At 63.0% G+C, this 25601-nt stretch carries 21 protein-coding genes; 2 read left to right on the top strand and 19 right to left on the bottom strand.

Annotated features, from left to right (window positions below; genetic code table 11):
• Positions 1–88: 88 nt before the first annotated feature.
• The 11 genes from phoR to PEP31012_RS17745 all read right to left on the bottom strand — a co-directional run bounded on the left by phoR (position 89) and on the right by PEP31012_RS17745 (position 12830).
• Complete coding sequence (phoR, locus tag PEP31012_RS17795) at positions 89–1432, bottom strand: phosphate regulon sensor histidine kinase PhoR (protein WP_150590639.1); 1344 nt, start codon at positions 1430–1432, stop codon at positions 89–91.
• 91 nt (positions 1433–1523) lie between these two features.
• On the bottom strand, positions 1524–2225 hold the full coding sequence (phoB, locus tag PEP31012_RS17790; protein ID WP_130026476.1) for a phosphate regulon transcriptional regulator PhoB: 702 nt from the start codon (positions 2223–2225) through the stop codon (positions 1524–1526).
• 36 nt (positions 2226–2261) lie between these two features.
• Complete coding sequence (phoU, locus tag PEP31012_RS17785) at positions 2262–2969, bottom strand: phosphate signaling complex protein PhoU (protein WP_150590638.1); 708 nt, start codon at positions 2967–2969, stop codon at positions 2262–2264.
• A gap of 20 nt (positions 2970–2989) precedes the next feature.
• Positions 2990–3772, bottom strand: coding sequence for a phosphate ABC transporter ATP-binding protein PstB (gene pstB / locus PEP31012_RS17780; RefSeq protein WP_150590637.1), 783 nt, complete (start codon positions 3770–3772; stop codon positions 2990–2992).
• Positions 3773–3819: 47 nt separating this feature from the next.
• Positions 3820–4716 (bottom strand): phosphate ABC transporter permease PstA, encoded by an 897-nt coding sequence (gene pstA / locus PEP31012_RS17775; protein ID WP_150590636.1) that lies wholly within the window; start codon positions 4714–4716, stop codon positions 3820–3822.
• Positions 4716–5690: a phosphate ABC transporter permease PstC gene (gene pstC, locus PEP31012_RS17770; protein WP_150590635.1), complete on the bottom strand. Its 975-nt coding sequence runs from the start codon at positions 5688–5690 to the stop codon at positions 4716–4718. The genes pstA and pstC overlap by 1 nt, the downstream gene beginning before the upstream one ends.
• 136 nt (positions 5691–5826) lie before the next feature.
• The gene (pstS, locus tag PEP31012_RS17765; RefSeq protein WP_150590634.1) at positions 5827–6861 is read right to left on the bottom strand and encodes a phosphate ABC transporter substrate-binding protein PstS; all 1035 of its coding nucleotides are present in this window, start codon (positions 6859–6861) and stop codon (positions 5827–5829) included.
• Between the two features lie 471 nt (positions 6862–7332).
• Complete coding sequence (glmM, locus tag PEP31012_RS17760; RefSeq protein ID WP_150590633.1) at positions 7333–8676, bottom strand: phosphoglucosamine mutase; 1344 nt, start codon at positions 8674–8676, stop codon at positions 7333–7335.
• Between the two features lie 300 nt (positions 8677–8976).
• Positions 8977–9756, bottom strand: coding sequence for a dihydropteroate synthase (gene folP / locus PEP31012_RS17755; RefSeq protein WP_246171378.1), 780 nt, complete (start codon positions 9754–9756; stop codon positions 8977–8979).
• A gap of 429 nt (positions 9757–10185) precedes the next feature.
• Positions 10186–12060: an ATP-dependent zinc metalloprotease FtsH gene (gene ftsH / locus PEP31012_RS17750; RefSeq protein WP_150590632.1), complete on the bottom strand. Its 1875-nt coding sequence runs from the start codon at positions 12058–12060 to the stop codon at positions 10186–10188.
• Between the two features lie 119 nt (positions 12061–12179).
• On the bottom strand, positions 12180–12830 hold the full coding sequence (locus PEP31012_RS17745; RefSeq protein ID WP_150590631.1) for an RlmE family RNA methyltransferase: 651 nt from the start codon (positions 12828–12830) through the stop codon (positions 12180–12182).
• 139 nt (positions 12831–12969) lie between these two features.
• On the opposite strand from PEP31012_RS17745, the gene yhbY reads away from it, so the two are divergent.
• On the top strand, positions 12970–13470 hold the full coding sequence (gene yhbY / locus PEP31012_RS17740; RefSeq protein ID WP_150590630.1) for a ribosome assembly RNA-binding protein YhbY: 501 nt from the start codon (positions 12970–12972) through the stop codon (positions 13468–13470).
• Between the two features lie 119 nt (positions 13471–13589).
• On the opposite strand, the gene PEP31012_RS17735 is transcribed toward yhbY, so the two are convergent.
• The 8 genes from PEP31012_RS17735 to PEP31012_RS17700 all read right to left on the bottom strand — a co-directional run bounded on the left by PEP31012_RS17735 (position 13590) and on the right by PEP31012_RS17700 (position 23676).
• Positions 13590–14105, bottom strand: coding sequence for a DUF4149 domain-containing protein (locus PEP31012_RS17735; RefSeq protein WP_150590629.1), 516 nt, complete (start codon positions 14103–14105; stop codon positions 13590–13592).
• Positions 14089–14565 carry a transcription elongation factor GreA gene (greA, locus tag PEP31012_RS17730; protein WP_150590628.1) on the bottom strand — a complete coding sequence of 159 codons (477 nt, stop codon included), beginning with the start codon at positions 14563–14565 and terminating at the stop codon, positions 14089–14091. Before greA ends, PEP31012_RS17735 begins: the two co-directional genes overlap by 17 nt.
• A gap of 247 nt (positions 14566–14812) precedes the next feature.
• On the bottom strand, positions 14813–18055 hold the full coding sequence (carB, locus tag PEP31012_RS17725) for a carbamoyl-phosphate synthase large subunit (protein WP_150590627.1): 3243 nt from the start codon (positions 18053–18055) through the stop codon (positions 14813–14815).
• Between the two features lie 18 nt (positions 18056–18073).
• Positions 18074–18742 carry a leucine efflux protein LeuE gene (gene leuE / locus PEP31012_RS17720; RefSeq protein WP_150590626.1) on the bottom strand — a complete coding sequence of 223 codons (669 nt, stop codon included), beginning with the start codon at positions 18740–18742 and terminating at the stop codon, positions 18074–18076.
• A 39-nt stretch (positions 18743–18781) separates the two neighbouring features.
• Complete coding sequence (gene carA / locus PEP31012_RS17715) at positions 18782–19927, bottom strand: glutamine-hydrolyzing carbamoyl-phosphate synthase small subunit (protein WP_150590625.1); 1146 nt, start codon at positions 19925–19927, stop codon at positions 18782–18784.
• Between the two features lie 195 nt (positions 19928–20122).
• Positions 20123–20884, bottom strand: a complete 762-nt coding sequence (locus PEP31012_RS17710) for a FadR/GntR family transcriptional regulator (RefSeq protein WP_150590624.1) — start codon at positions 20882–20884, stop codon at positions 20123–20125.
• A gap of 384 nt (positions 20885–21268) precedes the next feature.
• Entirely contained in the window at positions 21269–22906 is a 1638-nt protein-coding gene (gene treF / locus PEP31012_RS17705) for an alpha,alpha-trehalase TreF (protein WP_246171361.1), read from the bottom strand.
• 2 nt (positions 22907–22908) lie between these two features.
• A complete protein-coding gene (locus PEP31012_RS17700; RefSeq protein ID WP_150590622.1) occupies positions 22909–23676 on the bottom strand; it encodes an SDR family NAD(P)-dependent oxidoreductase in 768 nt (255 codons plus the stop codon).
• Between the two features lie 434 nt (positions 23677–24110).
• Between PEP31012_RS17700 and PEP31012_RS17695 the strand changes: the two genes are divergently transcribed.
• Positions 24111–25442, top strand: a complete 1332-nt coding sequence (locus tag PEP31012_RS17695) for a C4-dicarboxylate transporter DctA (RefSeq protein WP_150590621.1) — start codon at positions 24111–24113, stop codon at positions 25440–25442.
• Positions 25443–25601: the final 159 nt, after the last annotated feature.

The following is a 25601-nucleotide window of genomic DNA, read 5'->3' as shown; positions in this document are numbered from 1 at the left end:
CACCGCCTGCGCTTGGGCCAGATGATCTTCGGCTGGCCGCCAGCGCTTGGCGATCGGCGCCCAACCGCCGGCGCCAAGCCATCTGCACTCAGCCGTCGACCGTTGCGCCAGGCGGGGTCGCGTCGACCGGCGCGCGGTGCGCCACACGCGTGGGCGGAAACTGAATGGCAAACGTGCTGCCCCGCCCCACCTCGCTCGTCACCTTCAGATCGGCCTGATGGCGCGTCAGCACATGCTTGACAATCGCCAGGCCAAGGCCCGTGCCGCCCGTATCACGTGACCGGCTGCGGTCGATGCGATAGAAGCGCTCCGTGAGCCGCGGGATATGTTCCGCCGGAATCCCCAGCCCGGAGTCGGTCACGGCGAAGCGGGCTCCGCCATCGCCCATCGGTCCCCATTCGATCCGAATCTTGCCGCCCGGCGGGGTATAGCGCACTGCATTGCTCACCAGATTGCTGAATGCGCTGTGGAGTTCGCCCTCCGCGCCTCGCAGATCGAGCCCCTCGGCCCCCGAGACGTCGATCACGTGTTGCCCCTGCGAGAGCCCTTCGGCATCGTTGCGCAGCGAGCGCAGTTGCATGTCCATGTCGACCCGCTCATCCGGTGGCGGCTTGCCGCTGCCTTCGAGCTTCGCGAGCGTGAGCAGGTCGTTCACGATGTTCTGCATGCGCGAGGCCTGCTGGCGCATGATTTCGACGTAGCGCTGGATCTCGTCGGGTGAGAGCGGCAGCTCGCCGACCGTCTCCAGGAATCCGGAGAGCACGGTGAGCGGCGTCTTGAGTTCGTGCGAGACGTTGGCCACGAAGTCGCGACGCATCGAGTCCGTGCGCTCGAGATCGGTCACATCGAGCGAGATGATGAGCTTGCGATGGTCGCCGTACGGGAAGACCTGCATGGAAAGCACGTTGTTGCGCTTCTCGCCCATGTGATGCATGAGCAGCGCCTCGTCGTAGCGCTCCGAGGACAGATAATGCACAAAGGCCGGCGTGCGCAGAAGATGCGTGATCTGCTGACGCAGATCTCGCTTGGCGTCGATGCCGAAGTGCACCTCGGCAATTGCATTGCACCATTCGATCTGATTATGCTCGTCGAGCATGATCACGCCGTTGGGCGACGCCTGAATCGCCTGAATGAAGCGCGCGTGCTGCTGCTCCACCTGCTTGACCTGGTTATGCCAGCGCTTGGCCAGCTTGTGCAGCCGATAATAGATTTCGCCCCACAGGCCGAGCGCGCTCGGTACTTCGCCATAAACGGGCGCGTCGAGCAGACGCCAAAGGCGCTGGGCGTGGTGGACATTGAAGAGGAGCTGCGTGACCAGCAGGACGATGGCCGTGATGTAGCCGACGTTCGCCCCGAAGAGCCAGCCGACGGCCGTCGAAATGGCCGCTTGCAGGATCAGGAACGTCAGCGCACGAGCCCAGATGATATTCATAGACGATGCACAGAAGTTTTGCCGCCCGCGACCCTTCGGACAAGGACGGCATTGGCACGGCGGGCCCCGCCCGAAGACGAGGCGAGATGCCTCAGGCCGACTTCGTCAGACGATAGCCGCTGCCGCGTACGGTCTCGATCATAGCATCGTGGCCGGCCGGCTTGAGCGCGGCACGCAGACGCTTGATATGCACGTCCACCGTGCGCTCCTCGACGAACACGTGATCCCCCCACACCTGATCGAGCAACTGCGAGCGGCTGTGCACGCGCTCAGGATGCGTCATGAAGAAGTGCAGCAGACGGAATTCCGTCGGCCCCAGATCCAGCTTGATGTCGCCGCTCGACTGGTGGCTCGTGACGCGATGCGTGGCCGGATCGAGCTTCAGGCCATTCACGCTTACCGCGTCCTCGGTCAGCTGCGGCGCGCGGCGGCGCAGCACGGCCTTGATCCGCGCCATCAGTTCCTTCGGCGAGAACGGCTTGGTCACGTAATCGTCCGCACCGATTTCCAGGCCCATCACCTTGTCCTGCTCTTCGCTGCGTGCGGTGAGCATGATGATCGGTACGTGCTTGGTCCGCTCGTTCGCACGAAGCTCACGGGCGAACGTCACGCCCGACTTGCCGGGCAGCATCCAGTCAAGCAGCACCAGGTCCGGCAACACGTCGCTGATCAGCGTGAGTGCCTGCTCGGCGTTATACGCCCGAATCGGATAGTGACCCGCGTGTTGCAGATTAACGGAGATCAGCTCGGAAATCGCCGGCTCATCTTCCACGATCAGAATGCTGCTGGGCATCGGTTTCCTCTCAAACCTTCAGTAAATTCGCGCCGCTCACTCGCCTTGCACTTGACGCTGCAGATCTTCGCGCGAAATGTGCCGGACGTCAGTGCCCTTGACGATGTAAATGATGAATTCCGCGATGTTCTTCGCATGATCGCCGATGCGCTCGATCGCCTTGGCGATGAACAGGAATTCCAGGCCAGCCGAAATGGTGCGCGGATCCTCCATCATGTACGTCACCAGCTTGCGCACGAAGCCACGGAATTCATTGTCGATGGCCTTGTCGTCGCGCACGATCTCGGCGGCGGCCACGATGTCCAGACGCGCAAACGCGTCCAGCGTACGGCGCAGCAACTGGGCGGCCATCTCGCCCGAGAGTTTGATTTCGGCGAAGTTCACGGTTTGCGCCGCGCCGTCTTCCAGCAGGTGGCGGGTGCGCTTGGCGATCTTCTCGGCCTCGTCGCCTGCGCGCTCGAGGTTGGTGATCGACTTCGAGATCGAGAGCAGCAGGCGAAGATCGCGCGCGGTCGGCTGACGGCGGGCAATGATCTTGCTGCATTCTTCGTCGATCTCGACTTCCATGGCATTCAGACGCTGCTCGGTGGCGATCACTTCGTCGACCAGTGCGCGGTCGAACGTGTTGAGTCCGCGCATGGCCGTCACGAGTTGCGATTCGACCAGGCCGCCCATTTCAAGAACGCGCGAGCAAACCTGATTGAGGTCCGAGTCAAACTGGCTGGAAAGGTGTTTGTCGTTCATGTCGCAATTCCTCGTGGGCATCAACCGAAACGGCCGGTGATGTAGTCTTCGGTCTCTTTACGGTCCGGCTTGATGAAGATTTTCTCGGTTTCGCCGAATTCGATCAGCTCGCCCAGATACATATAGGCGGTGAAGTCCGAGCAACGTGCCGCCTGCTGCATGTTGTGCGTGACGATCACCACGGTGTAGTCGTCCTTGAGTTCGGCGATCAACTCTTCGATGCGGCCCGTGGAGATTGGGTCGAGCGCCGAGCACGGCTCGTCGAGCAGCAGCACTTCGGGGCGAATCGCGATGCCGCGCGCAATGCACAGACGCTGTTGCTGACCGCCCGACAGGCCGTAGCCCGATTGCTGCAGCTTGTCCTTGACTTCGCTCCACAGCGCCGCCTTGGTCAGCGCCCACTCCACGCGGTCGTCCATTTCCGAGCGCGAGAGCTTTTCGAACAGACGCACGCCAAAGGCGATGTTGTCGTAGATCGACATCGGGAACGGCGTCGGCTTCTGGAACACCATACCGACCTTCGCGCGCAGCAGCGCGATGTCCTGCTTAGAGGTCAGCAGGTTCTCACCGTCCATGTTGATCTCGCCCTCGGCGCGTTGCTCCGGATACAGGGCGTACATCTTGTTGAACGTGCGCAGCAGTGTCGATTTGCCGCAGCCCGACGGGCCGATGAAGGCCGTGACCTTGCGATCGGGAATGCGCAGGTTGATGTTCTTGAGCGCGTGGTACTTGTCGTAGAAGAAGTTCAGGTTATTGACTTCGATCTTCGAGGGCAATTTGATGAGTTGCGTAGCATTCGTCATGGTCGTCTCAACCGTCAGGGTTGCGTTGTGTCGTCTCGCGGTGCCGGTTACTTCTTGGCAAACAGCGTGCGCGCCAGGATGTTCAGGAACAGCACCCCGACAGTGATGATGAACACGCCCGCCCAGGCGAGCGACTGCCACTCCGCAAACGGGCTCATGGCAAATTTGAAGATGGTGACCGGCAGGTTGGCCATCGGCTGATTCAGGTTCATCGACCAGAACTGGTTCGACAGCGCCGTGAACAGCAACGGTGCCGTCTCGCCCGCGATGCGCGCCACCGCCAGCAGCACGCCCGTCACGATACCGGCGATCGACGCCTTGAGCGTGATCTTGACGATGATGCGCCACTTCGGTGTGCCCAGGGCAAACGCGGCCTCGCGCAGGTTGTTCGGCACCAGCTTGAGCATGTTCTCCGTCGTGCGGATCACGATCGGAATCTGCAGCAGCGCGAGCGACACGATGCCCGCCCAGGCCGAGAAGTGCCCCATCTGGGCCACGACCAGCGCGTAGACGAACAGGCCGATCACGATCGACGGCGCCGAGAGCAGAATGTCGTTGATGAAGCGGGTGAGGCTGGCGAGCCACGACTTCTGCCCGTATTCGGCCAGATAGACGCCCGCCAGAATGCCCAGCGGCGTGCCGAGGAACGTGGCCACACCGACCATCACGACACTGCCCGCGATGGCATTGGCGAGCCCGCCGCCTGCCGTATTCGGTGGCGGCGTCATCTCGGTGAACAGCGACAGCGACAGACCGCCGATGCCCAGCGAGAGCGTGGTGTAGAGAATCCACAACAGCCAGACCAGACCGAAGGCCATCGCCGCGAGCGACATCGCGATCGCGAAAACGTTCTTGCGGCGGCGGTACGCTTGCAAACGCACGCGGGTCACGGCGTCGGTCGGCTTCACGGCTGGGGTTTCCAGTTCGAGCACTTGTTGAGTCATTATTTACCTTCGCTTTTCTCAAGGCGCAGCAGCATAAGCTTGGACAGCGCCAGCACCACAAAGGTGATGAAGAACAGGATGAGGCCGAGTTCCATCAGCGCGGCGGTGTGCAGCCCCGGGCCGGCCTCGGCGAACTCGTTGGCGAGTGCCGAGGTAATGCTGTTGCCCGGCGAAAAGAGCGAAACGTTGTCGAGCAGATTCGTATTGCCGATCACGAAGGTGACGGCCATGGTCTCGCCAAGCGCGCGGCCCAGACCCAGCATGATGCCGCCGATCACCCCGGTCTTCGTGAAGGGCAGCACGACGCGCCACATCACTTCCCAGGTGGTGCAGCCGATGCCATAGGCCGACTCCTTGAGCAGCACGGGCGTGACTTCGAACACGTCGCGCATGACCGAGGCGATGTACGGAATGATCATGATCGCGAGGATCACACCGGCGGGCAGGATGCCGATGCCGAGCGGCGGGCCCTGGAACAGCGCACCGATGACGGGCACGTTGCCGAGCAAGGTCTGGAGCGGCTTCTGGAAGTACTGGCTAAAGATCGGGGCGAAGATCAGCAGGCCCCACATCCCGTAGACGATACTCGGGATGGCGGCGAGCAGTTCGATGGCCGTGCCGAGCGGGCGACGCAGCCAAACGGGCGAGAGTTCAGTCAAGAACAGCGCAATGCCGAAACTGACCGGCACCGCGATGATGAGCGCGATGAACGACGTGACGAGCGTGCCATAGATCGGCACGAGCGCGCCGAAATGATCGGCGGGCGGATCCCATTCCTTGGTCCACAGGAAAGCGAAGCCAAACTTCTGAATCGACGGCAGGGCGCTGTAAATCAGCGACACGATGATGCCACCGAGCAAGAGCAGCGTAATGAGCGCGGCCGCGCGGGTGAGCAGCGCGAAAAGAAAGTCGCCAACGGAAGACGGTGCGCGCGGTGCGCCTGCGGTTGCGAGGGGGCGGGTGGCTTCGGCCATGATGTCGTCTCAGCGTGAGCGCGCCGCCTGCCGTTGCCAGATCAGAGTTCGGGCTTCGGAACAGGCGGCGCGGATAATGCCGGTTTTGAGGCCCCGGGCAATGCAACCGTGCATTGCCCGGGCCAGCAAGGCGCCTTTAGATGCCGGCCTTGTGGGCCGAATCGGCAACCTTTGCCTTCCAACCTGCACGGATTTGCTTGAGCACCGCTTCCGGCAGCGGGATGTAGTCCAGTTCCTTGGCGGTCTTCTCGCCATTCTTGAACGACCAGTCGAAGAACTTCAGCACGTCGGCGCCCTGCGCTTCCTTGCCGGCGTCAGCCTTCTGGTGCACCAGCACGAAGGTGGCAGCCACGATCGGCCACGACTTGTCGCCCTTCTCGTTGGTCAGGATCTGGTAGAACGTCTTCGACCATTCGGCCTTGGCAGCTGCCGCAGCGAACGTTTCCGTGGTCGGCTCAACGGTCTTGCCGTCGGCGTTCGTCAGTGCCGTGTACGTCAGCTTGTTCTGCGTGGCGTAGGCCGACTCGACATAACCGATCGCGCCCGGCAGGCGTTGCACGAAAGCGGCGACGCCGTCGTTACCCTTGCCGCCCGTACCCGTCGGCCAGTTCACCGTCGTGCCTTCGCCAACCTTGCTCTTCCACTCGGCGTTGACCTTCGACAGATAGTTCGTGAACACGAAGCTCGTGCCCGAACCGTCGGCGCGGCGAACCACGGCAATATCGGTATCCGGCAGCTTGATCTTCGGGTTCAGCTTGGCGATGGCCGGATCGTTCCACTTCTTGATCTTGCCCAGATAGATGTCGCCCAGCACCGGGCCCGACAGGACCAGCTCGCCAGCCTTCACACCCGGCACGTTGACCACCGGCACGATGCCGCCGACCACCGTCGGGAACTGGAACAGGCCTTGCTTGGCCAGTTCTTCGTCCGTCAGCGGCGCGTCCGAACCTGCGAAATCGACGGTCTTGGCCTGGATTTGCTTGATGCCGCCCGACGAACCGATGCCTTGGTAGTTGACCTTGTTCGAGGTCGACTTCTGGTAAGCGTCGGCCCACTTCGTGTAGATCGGTGCGGCGAACGTGCTGCCGGCACCCGTAATCTCGCCCGCAATCGCGCCAGCGGCGAACAGAACGCCAGCCATGCCGGCAATCGCAGTCTTCATCAGCTTCATGGATTTCTCCGAGTTGGTGTGGTACAGCGTGTGGTTGGCTCGAAGAATAGAGTCTGAATGTGACAGTAATGTGTCATCGGCGAAAGCTCACAATCTCGGTGTCACGAAGTCGCCCCGGGATCGTCACATTGCCGCCCGTGCGCGGCGCTGCTCACCGGCGACACGCAAGCGTTAGCCGGCGCGGGTTTCGGCGCATTCACACACGATGGCGGCGAGTCAGCTCGCCGGATCCGCGCGTCTGTCGGCCCGGGCGACTGTGACGGAAAAATGTCCGTGGCGGTCTTCCCATCGTAGGCCAACGTGTCACAAATGTGAATGTTGGGTCACGCCGATTGCCATCATTGGAAGGATTTGACGAACGGGGAGCGGCGACGCGTCGGCGTGTGTTTCGGTTACCCGGTAACTGCCCGGCCTGCCAGCGGTGGCAGGCTGGGCATGCCGCGATCGACGAGACGATCGCGCGACGACCGCTCAGGCGGCCGACTTGACGACGTTGGCCAGATGCTGGGCGAACGACGTCGCTTGCGACGCTTCGCGCGCTTCCACCATCACGCGCAGCACAGGCTCGGTGCCCGACGCGCGAATGAGCACACGGCCCGTATCCCCCAGTTGAGACTCGACGGCGTTGCGCTCGTCGGCCAGGCGCGTGTCGCTCTGCCAGTCATAGCCGGCCGGCGTACGGACATTGATCATTTGCTGCGGGAACAGGCGCACGCCGTCGAGCAGTTTCGCCAGCGGCTGGTTGCCTGCGCGACGGATTGCCGCGAGCACCTGCAACGCCGAGATGATGCCGTCGCCGGTGGTGTGCTTGTCCAGGCAAAGAATGTGGCCGGACCCCTCTGCGCCGATCTGCCAACCGTGCTTGCGCAGTTGCTCTAGCACATAACGGTCACCGACCTTGGCACGCACGAACGGCACGCCCATCCCCTTGAGGGCAACTTCGACGGCCATATTGGTCATCAACGTGCCCACGGCGCCCGGCACGCCGCCATTGTCCAGGCGGTCCTTCACCAGCAGGTACAGCAGTTCGTCGCCGTTATAGAGACGTCCCGCACCGTCGACGATCTGCAGACGGTCGGCATCGCCGTCGAGTGCCACCCCGAGGTCCGCGTGATTCGCGCGTACGGCGCGCATGAGCGCGTCCGGTGCCGTTGCCCCGCAGTCCTCGTTGATGTTGAAGCCGTTCGGCTGGTTGCCGATCGCGATGACCTCGGCGCCCAACTCGTGGAAGACGTGCGGCGCGATGTGATAAGCGGCGCCGTTGGCGCAGTCGACCACGATCTTCATGCCGCGCAAGTCGAAATCGTTCGGGAACGTGCTCTTGCAGAACTCGATGTAGCGGCCCGCGGCATCGTCCAGGCGACGCGCCTTGCCGAGCTGCTCCGAGCGCACGCAGGTCATCGGATTGTCGAGTTCGGCCTCGATGGCCAGTTCGGTCTGGTCCGGCAGCTTGTTACCGTCTGCCGAGAAGAATTTGATGCCGTTGTCGTGATATGGGTTGTGCGATGCGCTGATCACCACCCCGGCCGCCAGGCGCAGCGCCCGCGTAAGGTAGGCGACGGCAGGCGTGGGCATCGGGCCAGCCATCATGGTGTCGACGCCCGCGGCTGCGAAACCGGCTTCCAACGCGGCTTCGAGCATGTAGCCGGAAACGCGCGTGTCCTTACCGATCAACACCGTCGGGCGGCCGAGCGACTGATTGCCGGCCAGCACGCGGCCGGCGGCATAACCGAGCCGCAATACGAACTCAGGCGTGATCGGGCTTTCGCCCACCGTACCGCGAATCCCATCGGTTCCAAAATAGCGTCGTTTCATCGTTGCTTCGTTCCCAGTTGATACGTCGCCCCGGTTCAGGGACCTGGCGCGCGCGTCGTTCATGCTTTGTGCTTGTCGTCATTGACGACGGTGGGGCACCGCGCCCCCATTTTCCACGGCGTGCGTCCCCGCTCGGTCCCCATGTGCCCGTGGCAGTGCCGTCTTTCGACACTGCCGCGCCTTGCCGCCGCCGCTTCCGGCGCATTGGCCAGGTATTTGCCGATAGCGCTCGGTTCCGCTCGGTTCCGCTCGGCTCCGCTCGATTCCGCCCGGCATCGCCCGGGATTGACCGGATCAGCGTTAATCTGCGTCGCGTACGGCCTGCCAGACCTTGAGCGCGTCGACCGTCTCGGCGACATCGTGCACGCGCACGATGGCCGCGCCCTGCTGTGCGGCACACATCGCCGCGGCGACACTCGCCACCCGTCGCTCCAGCGGCGTCTGACGTCCGGTAATTTCACCGAGCATCCGCTTACGCGACATGCCGACGAGCAACGGCAACCCATCGCGCGAGAGCACCGTCAAATGTTTGAGCAAGGCAAGATTATGGGCGAGATTCTTGCCGAAACCGAAGCCCGGGTCCAGGTACAGACGCGACGGCGCAACACCTGCCGAGAGCAGCGCATCCACCCGGCCGTCGAGGAAGGCGGCGACCTCGGTGACGACGTCGGTGTAGATCGGCGCGTCCTGCATGGTCTTCGGGTCGTGCAACATGTGCATGATGCACAGCGCGGCCTCGCTGTCGCGCACCGCGTCGACGGCGCCAGGCTGCTGGAACCCCCAGATGTCGTTGATCATGTCCGCGCCCGCGGCGAGCACCGCCCGCATCACGCCTGGCTTGTAGGTGTCGACCGAGAGCGGCACACCACAATCACGCAGCGCTTCGACAATCGGTACGACGCGCTCGAGTTCGGCGGCTTCCGGCAGTGCTTCAGCGCCCGGACGAGTCGATTCTCCCCCGATGTCGAGAATGTCGACGCCGTCGGCAATCAACTGTTCGGCATGGCGCAACGCGGCGTCGCGAGCGACGAACTTGCCGCCGTCGGAAAACGAGTCGGGCGTCACATTCAGGATGCCCATCACGTGCACCCGATGGGCGTCGAGCTGGAAACGCGGGCCGAAGGCCAGCGTGGCGGGCTTGACCGGGGTGTCGGGGGCGGCGCCGGACGCGACGATATCGGTGACGTCAGGGGACGCGGAAGGCAGGGATTGCGACGGCTCGGAGGACATTCGGACACTCAGCTCAGTAAGACTCATATAGCGGTCCGTTCGCCGGGACCGGACCTGCGCGCCCGCAGATACCGGACGCTGCACATGGCCGTAATGTTACCGGATTCGCCCGTCACATCGACCGTCGAAACACTCGGTAACACCGATTTTCCTCCTGGCCAGCGGACGGTTGGGGCGATCGATACCGGGCAGCGCCGTCACGCCGAAACGAAAAAAAGGCCGGCGAAATGCCGGCCTTTTCGGGATGGCAGCCTTTTGGGGCTGCCAAGGCGTGCGTGCTTAGACGGTCGCCGGGGTGTTGCTGGGCTTGAGCGGCGGATTGCCACCCGATGCGCCACCGTTCGTCGGACCGCTCTTCGGTGGTCGCGGCGGACGACCCTCCATGATGTCGCCGATCTGCTCGCCGTCGATCGTTTCCCACTCCATCAGCGCCTGGGTCATCGATTCGACCTTGTCGCGGTTGTCTTCCAGCAGTTGCTTCGCCAGGGCGTATTGCTCGTCCAGAATACGGCGAACTTCCCCGTCGACCTTTTGCTGCGTGGCTTCCGACACCGACTTGGCGGACATCCGGCCGAACACCGAATCCTGCTCCGTGTCGACGTAGACCATCGGTCCCAGCGCGTCCGACATCCCGTAGCGGGTCACCATGTCGCGAGCGAGCTTGGTGGCGCGCTCGAAGTCGTTCGACGCGCCCGTCGACATCTTGTTGATGAACACTTCTTCCGCCGCACGGCCACCGAACAGGATGGCAATCTGCGTGAGCATCGTGTCGCGATATTCGGAATACTTGTCGTGCTCCGGCAACTGCATCGTCAGGCCCAGAGCCCAGCCACGCGGAATGATCGTGACCTTGTGCACCGGATCGGCGCCCGGCAGCAGCATCGCCACCACGGCGTGGCCCGACTCGTGATAGGCCGTTGCGCGGCGCTCTTCGTCGCGCATCACTGCCGACTTGCGCTCCGGACCCATGAAGATCTTGTCCTTCGCGTCTTCAAAGTCGAGCATTTCGACGATGCGCTTGTTACGGCGCGCCGCGAACAGAGCCGCTTCGTTCACGAGGTTCGCCAGATCGGCGCCCGACATGCCCGGCGTACCGCGTGCGATGACCGAGGCATCGACGTCGTTCGCGATCGGCACCTTGCGCAGGTGCACCTTCAGGATCTGCTCACGGCCACGGATGTCCGGCAGACCGACGTAGACCTGACGGTCGAAACGGCCCGGGCGAAGCAGCGCTTTGTCGAGCACGTCCGAACGGTTTGTCGCGGCGATCACGATCACGCCCGAATTGGCTTCGAAGCCGTCCATCTCGACAAGCATCTGATTCAGCGTTTGCTCGCGCTCGTCGTTACCGCCGCCCATGCCGGCGCCACGATGACGGCCGACTGCGTCGATTTCGTCGATGAACACGATACACGGCGATTGCTTCTTCGCGTTTTCAAACATGTCGCGCACGCGGGCGGCACCGACGCCGACAAACATTTCCACGAAGTCGGAACCCGAAATGCTGAAGAACGGCACCTTGGCTTCGCCGGCGATGGCGCGGGCGAGCAGCGTCTTACCGGTTCCCGGCGGGCCGACGAGCAGCACACCGCGCGGAATGCGGCCGCCGAGCTTCTGGAACTTTTGAGGGTCTTTCAGGAAGTCGACCAGTTCGCCAACCTCATATTTCGCTTCGTCGCAACCGGCCACGTCGGCGAAAGTGACGGGATTGGCATTCTCGTCGATCAGACGCGCGCGGGATTTACCGAAGGAAAAGGCACCGCCCTTACCCCCGCCCTGCATCTGCCGCATCATGTAGAACCAGAAACCGATGATCAGCAGCGTCGGTCCGAGGTAGTAGAGCGCGGACATGAGCACGTTCGGTTCGTCGTCGGCCTTACCCGAGACCTGAACGCCGTACTTCATGAGATCGCCCACCATCCAGATGTCGCCGGGCGACACGATAGTGTATTTCTGACCATCGCTGGGCGTCACCTGAAGGCTGCGCCCCTGCACTATCACGTTCTTGATCTTGCCATTCTTGGCATCGTCCATGAACTGGGAGTACGTCACGCCTTCCTGGACGTGCGGCTTGTCAAACTGTTTAAACACAGTAAACAAGACCAGCGCGATGACCAACCACACCGCCGCTTTGGAAAACATATTATTGTTCAAAGCGTTACTCCTTCATGAAATCGCTTCGCGCCAGGAATTCATTCTAATCCACTCGCAGGCGCACCGCCATAGTGATTCTTTACCGCCACCATAGCGCCAGAGCGCCGGTTTGACGGGCATCAAGCCGGATTTTTCAACCCTCGTCCCAAAATGAACGTTTCGGAAGATTTGTCTCGGGACGCCTTCGGCTTGCGCGGCGCCACGGTTTTGAACTGGTGTTTGAATTTTTCGACAATCTGGCTGTAGCCGCTGCCGTGAAAACATTTGACCAGTAACGCACCGTCCGGTTTCAGGTGTCGCTGCGCGAAATCCAGCGCCAGATCACATAAATGTTCGATCCGCGCCGCATCGGCCGACGCCACACCCGACAAGTTGGGGGCCATATCGGAAACTACAAGGTCAACTTTGCGTCCGGCCACAATCTCTTCCAACTGATCGAGCACACTGTCTTCGCGGAAGTCGCCTTGCAGGAAGGTGACATCGGCAATCGGCTCCATCGGCAGGATGTCCAGCGCGATGATCGTGCCGTCGATGCCGCCGTCGGTGCGCTTGCCGGCCGCGAGTTTGTTGCGCGCGTACTGGCTCCAGCTTCCAGGGGTCGCGCCCAGGTCGACAATGACCTGGCCGGGCTTGATGAGCCGATCCTGCTCGTCGATTTCCTTGAGTTTGTAGGCGGCGCGGGCGCGATAGCCCTCTCGCTGCGCCATTTTGACGTAGGGATCGTTGATGTGATCGTGCAGCCAGGCATGGCTGAAACGGTTTTTTGCCATAATTCTTCAAAAACGCTGCGAATTTGCAGGATAATACGCCCTTGCGCGCCCAAAATGCGCGAGCCGGCCCGTGGTAATTGCAGGTGCGCCGGCCGCCGCGTGCGGGTGCATCCTAACTCGTTTGTCTCGTCTGTCCTCTATGCCCGCTTTGACCCTGACCCCGGCGCAACGCGCCGACTTGCGCTCCGCCGCCCATGCGCTGAATCCCGTCGTTCTGATCGGCGCCGACGGCTTGACGCCGGCGGTGCTCAAGGAAATCGACGGTGCCCTGAAGGCCCACGAACTGATCAAGGTGCGCGTGTTCGGCGACGAACGCGATACGCGCGTGGCCATCTACGAAGCCATCTGCGATCAACTCGGTGCCGCGCCGGTGCAACACATCGGCAAGTTGCTTGTGCTGTACCGCCCGACGCCCGATGAAACGGAAGCGCCGGTTCGCGCCCGAGCCGGTGGCACCGGCGCGACGGTCAAGGGCCGTGCCCCGCGCACCGTCACGGTCGTCAAGACCAGCACCAACGCGGGACGCCGCCCTACCGTCAAGAAAGTGACCGTTCGCGGCAATGAACGCATGACCGCCGGCGGCATCGTCAAGAAGGCCAAGAAGCGCCAGACCAGCGTCAAGCGCCAGCGTAACGACTGATTGCGCGGCACACCGCCACCAGTGCTCAAGAAAACGCGCCCGGACAAAAGGCGCGTTTTTTTATGGGTGCCGTGAACTACCCCTCAAGATCGCCGGCACCGCCGCGCGCTTTGCGACGTTCAGCCACGCACCGGCTGACGCCAGATCAGCGCCACGCCCAACAGACTTTGCAACAGGTAGATGCCGCTCGAAATGCCGTGCAGCATGCCGAAGCGCGCGGCGAAAACCGACTGGCCGATCTCCACGCCCGCCGCTTCCGCCTGCGCGCGCAGATCCGCCATGAAGGGCTGCAGGCCGAACGTGCCAATCAGCACACAGACCATCATCGCCACCGCCAACCACCGCAGGCCGCGATAGCTGCGCGCAATCTGTGCGTCGCCCGTGCGCGCGATCAGCGCCGTCGCCAGCCAGACCAGCAACACGCCGCAGACAAGGCTCAGCCATGCCTGCGTGTGAAACAGCCGGCCGGCCACCGTTCCGGCAACGGTGCGCGATTCGAGCACCGCAAAGAGCGTTGGCGCCACGAGATAGCCGATCGCCCACTGACTGCCGCACCCGACGGTCGCAATCACGCGGAACAACCGTTCCAGGCGCGGCGTGCCGCCGGCAGACGTCATGTCAGACGTAGCGGACATCGATGATCTCGTACTCACGCACGCCGCTCGGGGCCTGCACTTCGGCCACGTCGCCCGCGTACTTGCCGATGAGTGCACGTGCGATCGGCGAACTCACCGAGATCTTGCCGTGCTCCAGGTCGGCTTCGTCGTCGCCGACGATCTGATACTGCACCGTGCCGCCGTTCTCGAGGTCTTCGAGTTCGACGGTCGCGGCAAACACCACACGGCCCTCGGCGTCGAGTGACGACGGGTCGATGATCTGTGCGGCGGAGAGCTTCGATTCGAGATCGGCGATACGCCCCTCGATGAAGCCCTGCTTTTCCTTGGCGGCGTCGTATTCCGCGTTTTCCGACAGATCGCCCTGCGCACGGGCTTCGGCAATCGCAGTGATCACGGACGGACGTTCGACGGTCTTCAGGCGGTGCAGCTCATCCTTGAGCAGCTCGGCGCCCCGCTTGGTCAGAGGAATGGTACTCATGCGCGTTGTTCCGAAAGACAAAAAAATTGCCGCAGCAAAGCCGCATTCGCACTGGTTTGCGAACGCCGCTTGACCGCGGCTGTGACACCTATGTGGCGTTAGTGTAGCAGAGTTGCCCACGCTGCCAACCGTGAGGCCGGCCGCGCGACACGACGCCACCTACAAAGCGTTTGGCGCGCCAAACGGAGATCGGTTCCCCGTTGGGCGCGCCATGGATGACAACATTACCGTGTCAGATCCTGCGCACTCAGGCCGGCAGCATGGCGTGCAGGCCCTGCAGATCGTAGACCTCGAGATTCTGCAGATACTTCAGGCCTTCCACGGCGGCACGGGCGCCCGAGATCGTCGTGTAGTACGTGACCTTGTGCGCTTGCGCCGACATGCGGATCGAGCGGGAATCGGCAATTGCCGTGCGCGTTTCGTCCACCGTAGTGAACACCAGCGCGATTTCGCCGTTCTTGATCATGTCGACGATGTGCGGGCGGCCGTCCTTCACCTTGTTGACCACGCGCACCGGGATGCCGGCAGCGTCGATGGCCGCAGCCGTGCCGCGCGTGGCCACGATCGGGTAACCGAGCGCGTGCAGCATGCGGGCCACTTCGACCGCGCGCGGCTTGTCGGCGTCCTTCACCGTGAGCAGCACCGTGCCCGAGGCCGGCAGGCGCGAGCCCGCCGCCAGTTGCGACTTGAAGAGGGCCTCGCCGAACGTGCGTCCCACGCCCATCACTTCGCCCGTCGAGCGCATTTCCGGTCCGAGCACTGGGTCGACGCCCGGGAACTTCACGAACGGGAACACGGCTTCCTTGACGCTGAAGTACGGCGGCACGACTTCGCTCGTCACATTTTGCGACTTGAGCGACTGACCGACCATCGCCCGTGCGGCAATCTTGGCCAGTTGGCGGCCGGTCGCCTTCGAGACGTACGGCACCGTACGCGAGGCGCGCGGGTTCACTTCGAGCACGTAGATCGTATCGACCCCGTTGCCCTGCTGAATCGCGAACTGCACGTTCATCAGGCCGACCACATTGAGCGCGCGAGCCATGGCGGCCGTTTGACGCTTGAGTTCGGCCACGGTCGGCGCCGAGAGCGAGTAAGGCGGCAGCGAGCACGCCGAATCGCCCGAGTGGACACCCGCCTGTTCGATGTGCTCCATCACGCCGCCGATGTAGACATCGGTGCCGTCGGAGATACAGTCGACGTCGCACTCGATGGCGTCGTCGAGGAAGCGATCGAGCAGCACCGGGCTGTCGTGGCTGACCTTGACGGCTTCGCGCATGTAGCGCTCGAGGTCACGCGGCTCGTGGACGATTTCCATCGCGCGCCCACCCAGCACGTACGACGGACGTACCACCAGCGGGTAGCCGATCTCGGCGGCAAGCTTCAGCGCTTCATCCTCGGCGCGAGCCGTGCGGTTCGGCGGCTGACGCAGGCCCAGGTCGTGCAGCAGCTTCTGGAAGCGCTCGCGGTCTTCGGCGGCGTCGATCATGTCGGGGCTGGTACCGACGATGGGCACACCGTTCGCTTCGAGATCGAGGGCGAGCTTGAGCGGGGTCTGACCGCCGTACTGCACGATCACGCCGACCGGCTTTTCGAGGTCGACGATTTCCAGCACGTCTTCCAGCGTCACCGGTTCGAAGTACAGACGATCCGACGTGTCATAGTCCGTCGATACCGTTTCCGGATTGCAGTTGACCATGATGGTCTCGTACCCATCTTCGCGCAGCGCGAGCGCCGCGTGCACGCAGCAGTAATCGAACTCGATGCCCTGACCGATACGGTTCGGGCCACCGCCCAGCACCATGACCTTCTTCTTGTTGGTCGGCTGGGCTTCGCACTCTTGCTCGTAGGTCGAGTACATGTACGCCGTGTTGGTCGAGAACTCAGCGGCGCAGGTGTCCACGCGCTTGTAGACCGGGCGCACCTTCTGCGCGATACGGGCTTGGCGCACGGCCGTCTGGTCGGTGCCAAGCAGCTTGGCGAGGCGGCGATCCGAGAAGCCGCTTTGCTTGAGGAAGCGCAGCTCGTCGGTCGTCAGGCTCTCCAGCGTGCGGCCAGCCAACGCCTGTTCCTTCTTGACGATGGCTTCGAGCTGGGCGAGGAACCACGGGTCGATGGCCGTCTCGGCGTACACCTCTTCCAGGCTCATGCCCAGACGGAAGGCGTCGCCCACGTACCAAATGCGATCCGGGCCCGGCTCGCCGATTTCGGCCACGATCTCGTCGCGGTCGGTCGACTTTTCGTCCAGACCGTCCACACCGACTTCCAGACCGCGCATGGCCTTCTGGAACGACTCCTGGAACGTGCGGCCCATGGCCATCACTTCGCCGACCGACTTCATCTGCGTGGTCAGGCGAGCGTCGGCTTCGCGGAACTTCTCAAAGGCGAAGCGCGGCACCTTGGTCACGACATAGTCGATGGTCGGCTCGAACGAGGCCGGCGTGGCGCCGCCGGTGATCTCGTTGCGCAGTTCGTCGAGCGTATAGCCGATGGCCAGCTTGGCGGCGATCTTGGCGATCGGGAAGCCGGTCGCCTTCGAGGCGAGTGCCGACGAGCGCGACACGCGCGGGTTCATTTCGATGACGACCATGCGGCCGTCCTTCGGATTGATCGAGAACTGGACGTTCGAGCCGCCCGTCTCCACGCCGATCTCGCGCAGCACAGCCAGCGACGCGTTACGCAGCAGTTGATATTCCTTGTCGGTCAGCGTCTGAGCCGGAGCGACGGTGATCGAGTCGCCGGTGTGCACGCCCATCGGGTCGAGGTTCTCGATCGAGCAGACGATGATGCAGTTGTCGGCGCGATCGCGCACGACTTCCATCTCGTATTCCTTCCAGCCCAGCAGCGACTCTTCGATGAGCAGTTCTCGCGTGGGCGAGAGGTCGAGACCGCGCTTGCAGATCTCTTCGAACTCTTCGCGGTTGTAGGCGATGCCGCCGCCCGAGCCGCCGAGCGTGAACGACGGACGGATCACCATCGGATAACCGCTGCCGCCGATTTCCGACATGATCTGCGCCTGCACGGCGAGCGCGTCTTCCATCGAATGGGCGATACCCGACTTGGCCGAACCGAGACCGATCTTGGTCATCGCGTCCTTGAACTTCAGACGGTCTTCGGCCTTGTCGATGGCTTCCGGCGACGCGCCGATCAGCTCGACCTTGTACTTCTCGAGCACGCCATGCTTGTGCAGGTCGAGCGCGCAGTTCAGCGCCGTCTGGCCGCCCATCGTCGGCAGGATCGCATCCGGGCGTTCCTTGGCGATGATGCGCTCGACGACTTCCCAGGTAATCGGTTCGATGTAGGTCACATCGGCCGTATCCGGGTCGGTCATGATCGTGGCGGGGTTGCTGTTGATCAGGATGACCTTGTAGCCTTCCTCGCGCAGTGCCTTGCAGGCCTGTGCGCCCGAATAGTCGAACTCGCATGCCTGACCAATGATGATCGGGCCGGCGCCGATGATGAGGATGCTCTTGATGTCTGTGCGCTTTGGCATAACTTTCTCAACAAAAATTTAACTCAGCGTCGCGGTCGCGAGCTTCACACCGAAGCCGACGAACAGCGCGCCCACGCCGCCGGTTGCCCCGGCGCGCAACCGGCGACGTTGCCGGAAGTGCTCGGCCAGGCGGTAACCGGCCAGGATCAGCGTGCTCAGATACAGGAAACTGCAGGTCTGCACGATCGCGCCCAGCACCGCAAACGACACGGCGGGGTAGGCGTAGCCCGGATCGACGAACTGGATAAAAAACGACACGCAGAACAGAATCGCCTTCGGGTTCAGCAGGCTGATGAACAGCGCGCGCTTGAACGGGTGATCCGCGTCGACCGGCTTGGGCGCGGCGACGGCCGATCCCGCACGGGTTCGTGCCATGCGCGCATTCGCGATAGCGCCGCGCAGCATGTTCAGGCCCATCCAGCACAGATAGGCCGCGCCGAGATACTTCACCACGAAGAAGAGCGCCGGCTGGGCGTGCAGCAGCGACGCTACGCCCGCGGCCGACAGGGTCATGAGGATCGTGTCGCCGAGGAACACGCCGCACGCCCCGGCGTAGCCCTGGCGAACCCCGCGCTGCGCTGCCACCGACAGCACATAGAGCGAGTTGGGTCCCGGCAGCAGAATGATCACCACCACCCCGGCCAGATAGGTCCAGAGATTGACGATGCCGATCGAGTTTCCGAGCATGATGCGCGTTTCCTTATCCGTATCTCGTCTTGCCAGGCCTTACGCCGGCTGCTTCGCGTCGACCATCGACTGCACGAAGCGGTCGAACAGGTAGCCGATATCGTGCGGGCCGGGCGAGGCTTCCGGGTGTCCCTGGAAGCAGAATGCCGGGCGATCCGTCAGCTCGAAGCCTTGCAGCGTGCCGTCGAACAGCGACACGTGCGAGACACGCGCGTTGGCCGGCAGGCTGTTGGCGTCCACGGCAAAGCCATGGTTTTGCGACGTGATCACCACACGACCGGTCGCGAGGTCCTTGACCGGGTGGTTGGCGCCGTGGTGACCGGTCTTCATCTTCAGCGTTTTCGCGCCGACGGCCAGGCCCATGATCTGGTGGCCGAGGCAGATGCCGAAGGTCGGGATGCGACGCTCGAGGAACGTCTTCGTGGCGGCGATGGCGTAATCGCACGGCTCCGGGTCGCCGGGGCCGTTCGAGAGGAACACGCCGTCCGGGTTCAGGGCGAACACGTCGTCGGCCGAGCTTTGCGCCGGCAGCACCGTGACCTTGCAGCCGCGCTCGGCGAGCATGCGCAGGATGTTGCGCTTGACGCCGTAGTCCAGGGCGACCACATGGAATTTCGGATCCTTCTGCTCACCGTAGCCCTCGCCCAGGCGCCATTCCGTTTCCGTCCAGGCGTACGGCTCCGTCGTCGAGACGACCTTGGCGAGATCCATTCCGGCGAGACCCGGGAACGATTGGGCGAGTGCGATGGCCTTGGCCTCGTCGGCCTCTTCGCCGGCGAGGATGCAGCCGTTTTGGGCACCCTTTTCGCGCAGGATACGGGTCAGGCGGCGCGTGTCGATACCGGCGATGGCGACGACGCCCTCGTCCTTCAGGTATTGCGACAGCGTCTTGTCGGCGCGGAAATTCGAGCTGAGGATCGGCAGATCCTTGATGATCAGGCCTGCGGCATGGACTTTCGTGGCTTCGACGTCTTCACCGTTGACGCCCGTGTTGCCGATGTGCGGATACGTCAACGTGACGATCTGACGCGCATAGCTCGGGTCGGTGAGGATTTCCTGATAGCCGGTGATGGCGGTATTGAAAACCACTTCACCGATGGTGTGACCGGCAGCGCCGATGGCGTACCCACGAAAGACCGTGCCGTCAGCGAGCGCGAGAATGGCGGGTGGGAATGACGGCAGCACGGGAAACTCCTGGAGGTTTCACCCCGGCTGCCAGCCCCATCGTCCGCTCGCGATGACATTAGCGCGGGCACCGGAATTGCGCGGAATATGCGCACAGCGGAGGCTCGGGCTGCGGACGAGATGTCAGGCGGGTAGGCGCTAGGGTGAGGGTTAAATGACTAAAACCTTCAAAGTATAGCGCAAATCCCAATCATCTCAAAGCTGAACATGCGGGACACCAGTACGCTCTGCGTTCTCCCTGGGGGGAAGGCCGCTCGGGGACGGATACGCAGAGGGGATAGGGAAATGGATACCCGCCCGCTGGGCCGCCAGCACGATGTGGCGCTCCATTGCGGCCCCGGCGGCGGCGCCGTCGCGGCGGCGCAGGGCGTCGAGGATCTCCAGATGTTCATGATAGGTCGAGAGCACCAGTTCACGCTGATAGAAAGGCAGGCGTTGGCTTTCCATGACGATTTCGGTGCTGCCGCGCAGGATATCGGCGATGGCGCCGTTCCCGGCGAGGCCTACGATGCGCAGATGGAAGGCGAAGTCGAGTTGCGCGGCGGTATCGACGTCGCCGTCGATCAGGGCGGCCTTCATGGCCTCCACGTTATCCGTGAGCCACTCGATCTCGCCGTTGCTGGCCGCGTGGGCGGCGAGGCGGGCGGAAAAGCCTTCGAGCGCATAGCGCAGTTGGTAGGTGTCGGCGAGCGATATCTGGTCGGCGAAGCGCCAGGCGACGCCCAGGCGTGCCGAAGCATCGTTCACATACACGCCTTTACCGGGGCGAATCGCGACCATGCCGAGCGCCTCGAGCGTCGAGAGCGCCTCACGCAGCGAGGCGCGGCTGATCGTCAGCTCCTCGGCGAGTTGGCGTTGCGACGGGAGCATCGCGCCGGCCGGATAGACCTGACGTTCGATGCGCTCGCGGATGATGGCGACGGCGGCGTCGGTTACGGCATGCGCCGAATGCTTCATGAGGCCTCACAAGGAATGCGGGTATACGTATCTCGCATTGTACGACGCCAAATACCTTCCCAGGCGTTCCGCCGGCGTCGCCGCGGGGGAACCCCACCGGGGTATCGAAGCACGCCGCCCTCCCGGCGCAACGGCGCAACGGCGCAACGGCACACGGGCACACGGGCACACGGGCACACGGGCACACGGGCACACGGGCACACGGGCACACGGGCTCATGGGCTCATAGGCTCATAGGCTCATGGGCTCATGGGCTCATGGGCTCATGGGCTCACGGGCTCACGGGCCCACGGAACCACGGGCTCATGGGGTCATGGGCACACGGACTCACGCTCACAAGTGCTCAAGGACTTACGGACTTATGGTCGCGCGGGCGCATTGAACCTATCGGCGCGCGCGCCCGGACGCGCGGCCTTGCGCCATCACTTGGTTGGCATGGTGTTCCGGATGATCGCAGAGGAGACGTCGGACCACCCCGTTGGTCCAGCCGAAGCCGTCCTGAAGCGGGTACTCCCCGCCTCCCCCGCCGCTTGCGCACATTGCATCGCTCGTATGCAGCGAATACTTTTCGACCAGTTTGTTTTCGCGGGCGTAGAGCGCGCTGACCGTCGAAAGCCAGCGGTGGGCGATATCGTTCGCGATCCTGTGCTCCCCGTACTGGCGAAGCCCGTGAATGGCGATCCATTGCAGCGGCGCCCAGCCGTTCGGCGGGTCCCATTGCTGCAGGCTGGACGCCTGCGTCGTGCGCAATCCGCCGGGGGCGACGAGTCGATCCGCGATCGTCTGCGCCGAGCGGCGTGCCTGCTCGTGCGAGGCCAGTCCGACAAAGAGCGGCGTGGCGAGCGCGGCCGACAACCGCGGGCGCGACTCGCCGCGCTGCCAGTCGTAATCCAGAAACGCGCCTTCCTCGTCGCACCAGAGATAGCGCGTCATTGCCTCGCGCCGGGCTTGCGCGCGCGCGGCAAACACCTGGGCCGCGTCCGCGTCGCCACTGGCCTCGCTCAGCGTGGCGATCTGCATTTCAGAAGCGAACAGGAAGCTGTTCAGGTCCACCGGCACGAAGGCGGTCGTGCGAATCGAAGCGAGGTCGTTCACATCGTCAAGCCAGCGCGAGCTGAAGTCCCAGCCCGAGGCGGCGCCGGCACGAAGATCGCGATACACCTCGCCCGCGGGACGATTCGGCGCGTGACGGGCTGTGTTCACATCCTCCAGATAGCCCTCCTCGCGAGGCGTGTCGCGTTCGTCCCAATAGCGATTGAGCCGCGAGCCGTCGGGCATGCACACGACATGGCGACACACGTCGCCGGGGGCAAGCGACGCCTCCCCGTCCATCCAGAAATCGTACTCACGGCGCAGGTGGGGGAGATACCGGAGCGCGCGCGCCACGCCGTGCGACTCGAACAGCGCCACCATCAGGCCGTACATCGGTGGCTGTGAGCGGCTCAGGTAATAAGTGCGATTGCCGTTCGGGATGTGGCCATAGGTGTCAATAAGGAACGAAAAATTATCGGCCATGCTCCGCAGCAGATCTTGGCGGCCGCTGCAGGCCAGGCCGAGCATCGTGAAATACGAGTCCCAATAGTAAAGCTCGTGGAAGCGCCCGCCCGGCACCACGTACGGTCGGGGAAGCGGCAACAACGAGCTATAAGCCGGATGGGCCTCAGGCAGGCGCGTGAGAACATCCCAGAGCCCGTCGATATGATCCACGAGGCCCTGCCCCGGATCGGAGACATAGTGACTGGCGGGCGGACGTTCGAGCGTGAAATTCGAAGCCACGAAGCGCGCCAGGTCGAAGCCGGGTGTCGCAACGTCGTCCCGATAGCGGCGAAGGATCTCCTCCGGCGCGCGTTGGGGCACACAGTCCACGAAGGTCTTGCTGTCGGAAAAAATGCGCTGCGTTTGCACATCGACAAACAACTGCTGATATCGGTCTGCGGGGGTGAGTACGTCCGATGGCGCGCAATGGGCGACGTCCGGCGTCTTGCCGCCGGCGGCGAGCGAGCGTTGAGCGGTAGCCGTCATCGTCATTGCTCCGCGTAATGCCAGAGCAGGCCACCGTCGACGAACAGCGTCGTGCCGGTGACATAACTAGCGTCCGGCGAGGCGAGGAACAACACGGCATTGGCGACTTCGCTGGGGTCGGCGAGACGCCCGAGGGGGATGTTGGCGATCAGTGCGTCGCGCTCCGCCTTGTTGGCCAGGAGCTGATGATTGATTGCGGTGCCGACCGCGCCGGGCGCGACGTTGTTGACCGCAATACCGAGCGGGGCAAGTTCGATGGCGAGGTTGCGCATCATCATCTTCAGGCCACCCTTGCTGGCGCAATAGCTGGTGAAATGCGGAAACGGCATCTCCTCGTGAACCGAGCTGACATTGACGATGCGTCCACCGCGTTTCGTATCGCGCAGATGATGCACAAACGCTTGTGTGAGAAAGAACGCCCCTTTCAGGTTCACATTCATGACCAGGTCATAGTCCGCTTCCGTCACGTCGAGAAACGGTGCTCGCCGCTCCACCCCCGCGTTATTGACCAGCACGTCCAGTCGTCCCATCGCCTCGACCGCTTGTACGATCACCGCGCGGTCGTCTGCGACGGCACCGACGTCTCCCGCGATCACACAGCCATCGCTGCCGGCAGCACGCACGGCGTCGAGTGTCTGCTGGGCCAACGCGTTGTGCTGCCGGTCTTCCACCACAATCCGCGCGCCTTCCTGCGCCAGGCGGATCGCAATGGCGCGTCCGATGCCCTGAGCACTGCCGGTAACCAATACCACCGTGTCCTTCATTCGCATGGCGCCTCCCTTGCCTGCACGAGTTGCGGTATCTGCGCACACTGCCTCTCGGTTTGCACCGGATGCCGAGGCAGCGCACCTCACACAAGTGCGACCCTGCGTCCAAACGCGAAGTTCAGACAAATTTCAGCGGATTCACCCACCAAAACCGGCCATTCCGAGCGAATCCCCATCCTGCACCGGACAGACATGGGGCATCGCCCTGCCCTAGGGAATCCCCTCAGAAAACACGCCTTGACCCCACCATATTGGCTTTCTAATATTCTCCATAACACCACTGGTCAGACCGGTATGACTTGTTTGATGGCACAGATAGGTGTTGATTCGCGTTGTGGTTGCCGTAGAGACCATCAAGCCCCCAAAGAGAGCAGTCCGTCAGACGTAGAAATCGCGAAATCCGAGAGAGTGATTTACGCAGGCAGAGGAGACAAACCATGCCCAAGCTGTTTCGTTCGTTGTTTGGCCGAGTCGTCATTGCGTTGATAGTAGGTGTGGCGCTTGGCATTTGGTTTCCGCAGTTGGGAGAGTCATTGAGCCCGTTGGGCGATGGCTTTCTGAAGCTCATCAAGATGGTCATTGGACCGATCGTCTTCTGTGTCGTCGTGAGTGGCATGGCGAGTGCGGGAGATCTGCGCAAAGTGGGCCGGGTAGGCGTCAAGGCCGTTTTGTACTTCGAGATCATCACCACCTTCGCGCTTGTCATTGGCGCCCTGCTGGCCTGGGCGATCCATCCGGGCGTGGGCATGAACATCGACGTTCACAGCCTCAATCCGAGCGCGATGGCGGCGTACACCGAAAATGCCAAGGGATTAAAAGACACGGCGGGCTTTCTGTTGAAAATCATCCCCAACACCGTGACCGACGCCTTTGCCAAGGGTGACATCCTGCAGATTCTCGTCTTCTCCGTCATGTTCGGCTGTGCGTTGGCGGGTCTTGGTGAGCGTGGGCGTCCCGTTGCGCGATTCATCGAAGACCTGAGCCATGTCTTCTTCCGCGTGATGGCGTTCATCATCCGGCTGGCGCCGTTGGGCGTATTGGGAGCGGTAGCGTTCACCACTGGCAAATACGGCGCGGCGTCGCTCAAGCAGCTTGGCATGCTCGTGCTCGTCTTTTACGTGAGCTGCTTCGTCTTCGTCACCGTGGTGCTGGGTACCGTATTGCGTCTGGCGGGCTTCAACATCTTCAAGTTCATCAAATACTTCCGTGAAGAGTTGTCCATCGTGTTGGGCACCGCGTCGTCCGATGCCGTGTTGCCGGCCATCATGCGCAAGCTCGAGTGGATGGGCATCAAAAAATCCACCGTTGGTCTGGTCATTCCCACGGGATACTCCTTCAACCTCGATGGCTTCTCCATCTACCTGACGCTCGCGGTCATCTTCATTGCGCAGGCGACCAACACCCCGCTGTCCCTCCATGACCTGATCCTTGTCATCCTCGTCTCGCTGTTGACGTCCAAGGGTGCCCATGGCATTCCGGGATCGGCCATCGTGATTCTGGCGGCGACGCTCACGGCCATTCCTGCCATCCCCGTCATCGGCCTCGTGCTGATCCTGCCGGTCGACTGGTTCGTGGGCATTGCGCGGGCCGTCACCAACCTGCTGGGCAACTGCGTCGCGACCCTTGTCGTGGCCGCGTGGGAAAAAGACGTCGACTTTGCGAGAGCGCACAAAGTGCTTGATGGCGCGCTGCCTTACGAGCCCATTGCGGCGACGGTCGAAGAAGCGTCTGAGGCCGGTACGCCTGCCAACGTGGCACTGACACGTTGAACGACGGCGACAATTTAAACGAACCAACGAGAACCCATTGCCGACGCGAGGCGTCGGCACTTACCCCTGGAGTCAAACGCAACATGGCCCTCGCCCCGCAAGATCCGAACGCACCGGAATTCGTGCGCCGTTACGTCAATCTGGCCGATCCGCGTCTGG

The organism is Pandoraea eparura (genome assembly GCF_902459725.1).
Classification (GTDB): Bacteria; Pseudomonadota; Gammaproteobacteria; order Burkholderiales; family Burkholderiaceae; genus Pandoraea; species Pandoraea eparura.
Note: the sequence above shows the minus strand (reverse complement) of the source record. Positions and strands in the feature narration are given on the sequence as shown.

Coding starts and splice junctions, on each gene's coding strand:
- phoR (WP_150590639.1), bottom strand. CDS start 1,432: ATGAATATCATCTGGGCTCGTGCGCTGACGTTCCTGATCCTGCAAGCG.
- phoB (WP_130026476.1), bottom strand. CDS start 2,225: ATGCCCAGCAGCATTCTGATCGTGGAAGATGAGCCGGCGATTTCCGAG.
- PEP31012_RS17695 (WP_150590621.1), top strand. CDS start 24,111: ATGCCCAAGCTGTTTCGTTCGTTGTTTGGCCGAGTCGTCATTGCGTTG.
- pstA (WP_150590636.1), bottom strand. CDS start 4,716: ATGACTCAACAAGTGCTCGAACTGGAAACCCCAGCCGTGAAGCCGACC.
- phoU (WP_150590638.1), bottom strand. CDS start 2,969: ATGAACGACAAACACCTTTCCAGCCAGTTTGACTCGGACCTCAATCAG.
- PEP31012_RS17710 (WP_150590624.1), bottom strand. CDS start 20,884: ATGAAGCATTCGGCGCATGCCGTAACCGACGCCGCCGTCGCCATCATC.
- PEP31012_RS17735 (WP_150590629.1), bottom strand. CDS start 14,105: ATGTCCGCTACGTCTGACATGACGTCTGCCGGCGGCACGCCGCGCCTG.
- PEP31012_RS17745 (WP_150590631.1), bottom strand. CDS start 12,830: ATGGCAAAAAACCGTTTCAGCCATGCCTGGCTGCACGATCACATCAAC.
- folP (WP_246171378.1), bottom strand. CDS start 9,756: ATGGGCATCCTGAATGTGACGCCCGACTCGTTTTCCGACGGCGGCAAG.
- yhbY (WP_150590630.1), top strand. CDS start 12,970: ATGCCCGCTTTGACCCTGACCCCGGCGCAACGCGCCGACTTGCGCTCC.
- PEP31012_RS17700 (WP_150590622.1), bottom strand. CDS start 23,676: ATGCGAATGAAGGACACGGTGGTATTGGTTACCGGCAGTGCTCAGGGC.
- treF (WP_246171361.1), bottom strand. CDS start 22,906: ATGACGGCTACCGCTCAACGCTCGCTCGCCGCCGGCGGCAAGACGCCG.
- pstS (WP_150590634.1), bottom strand. CDS start 6,861: ATGAAGCTGATGAAGACTGCGATTGCCGGCATGGCTGGCGTTCTGTTC.
- pstB (WP_150590637.1), bottom strand. CDS start 3,772: ATGACGAATGCTACGCAACTCATCAAATTGCCCTCGAAGATCGAAGTC.
- glmM (WP_150590633.1), bottom strand. CDS start 8,676: ATGAAACGACGCTATTTTGGAACCGATGGGATTCGCGGTACGGTGGGC.
- greA (WP_150590628.1), bottom strand. CDS start 14,565: ATGAGTACCATTCCTCTGACCAAGCGGGGCGCCGAGCTGCTCAAGGAT.
- pstC (WP_150590635.1), bottom strand. CDS start 5,690: ATGGCCGAAGCCACCCGCCCCCTCGCAACCGCAGGCGCACCGCGCGCA.
- leuE (WP_150590626.1), bottom strand. CDS start 18,742: ATGCTCGGAAACTCGATCGGCATCGTCAATCTCTGGACCTATCTGGCC.
- carB (WP_150590627.1), bottom strand. CDS start 18,055: ATGCCAAAGCGCACAGACATCAAGAGCATCCTCATCATCGGCGCCGGC.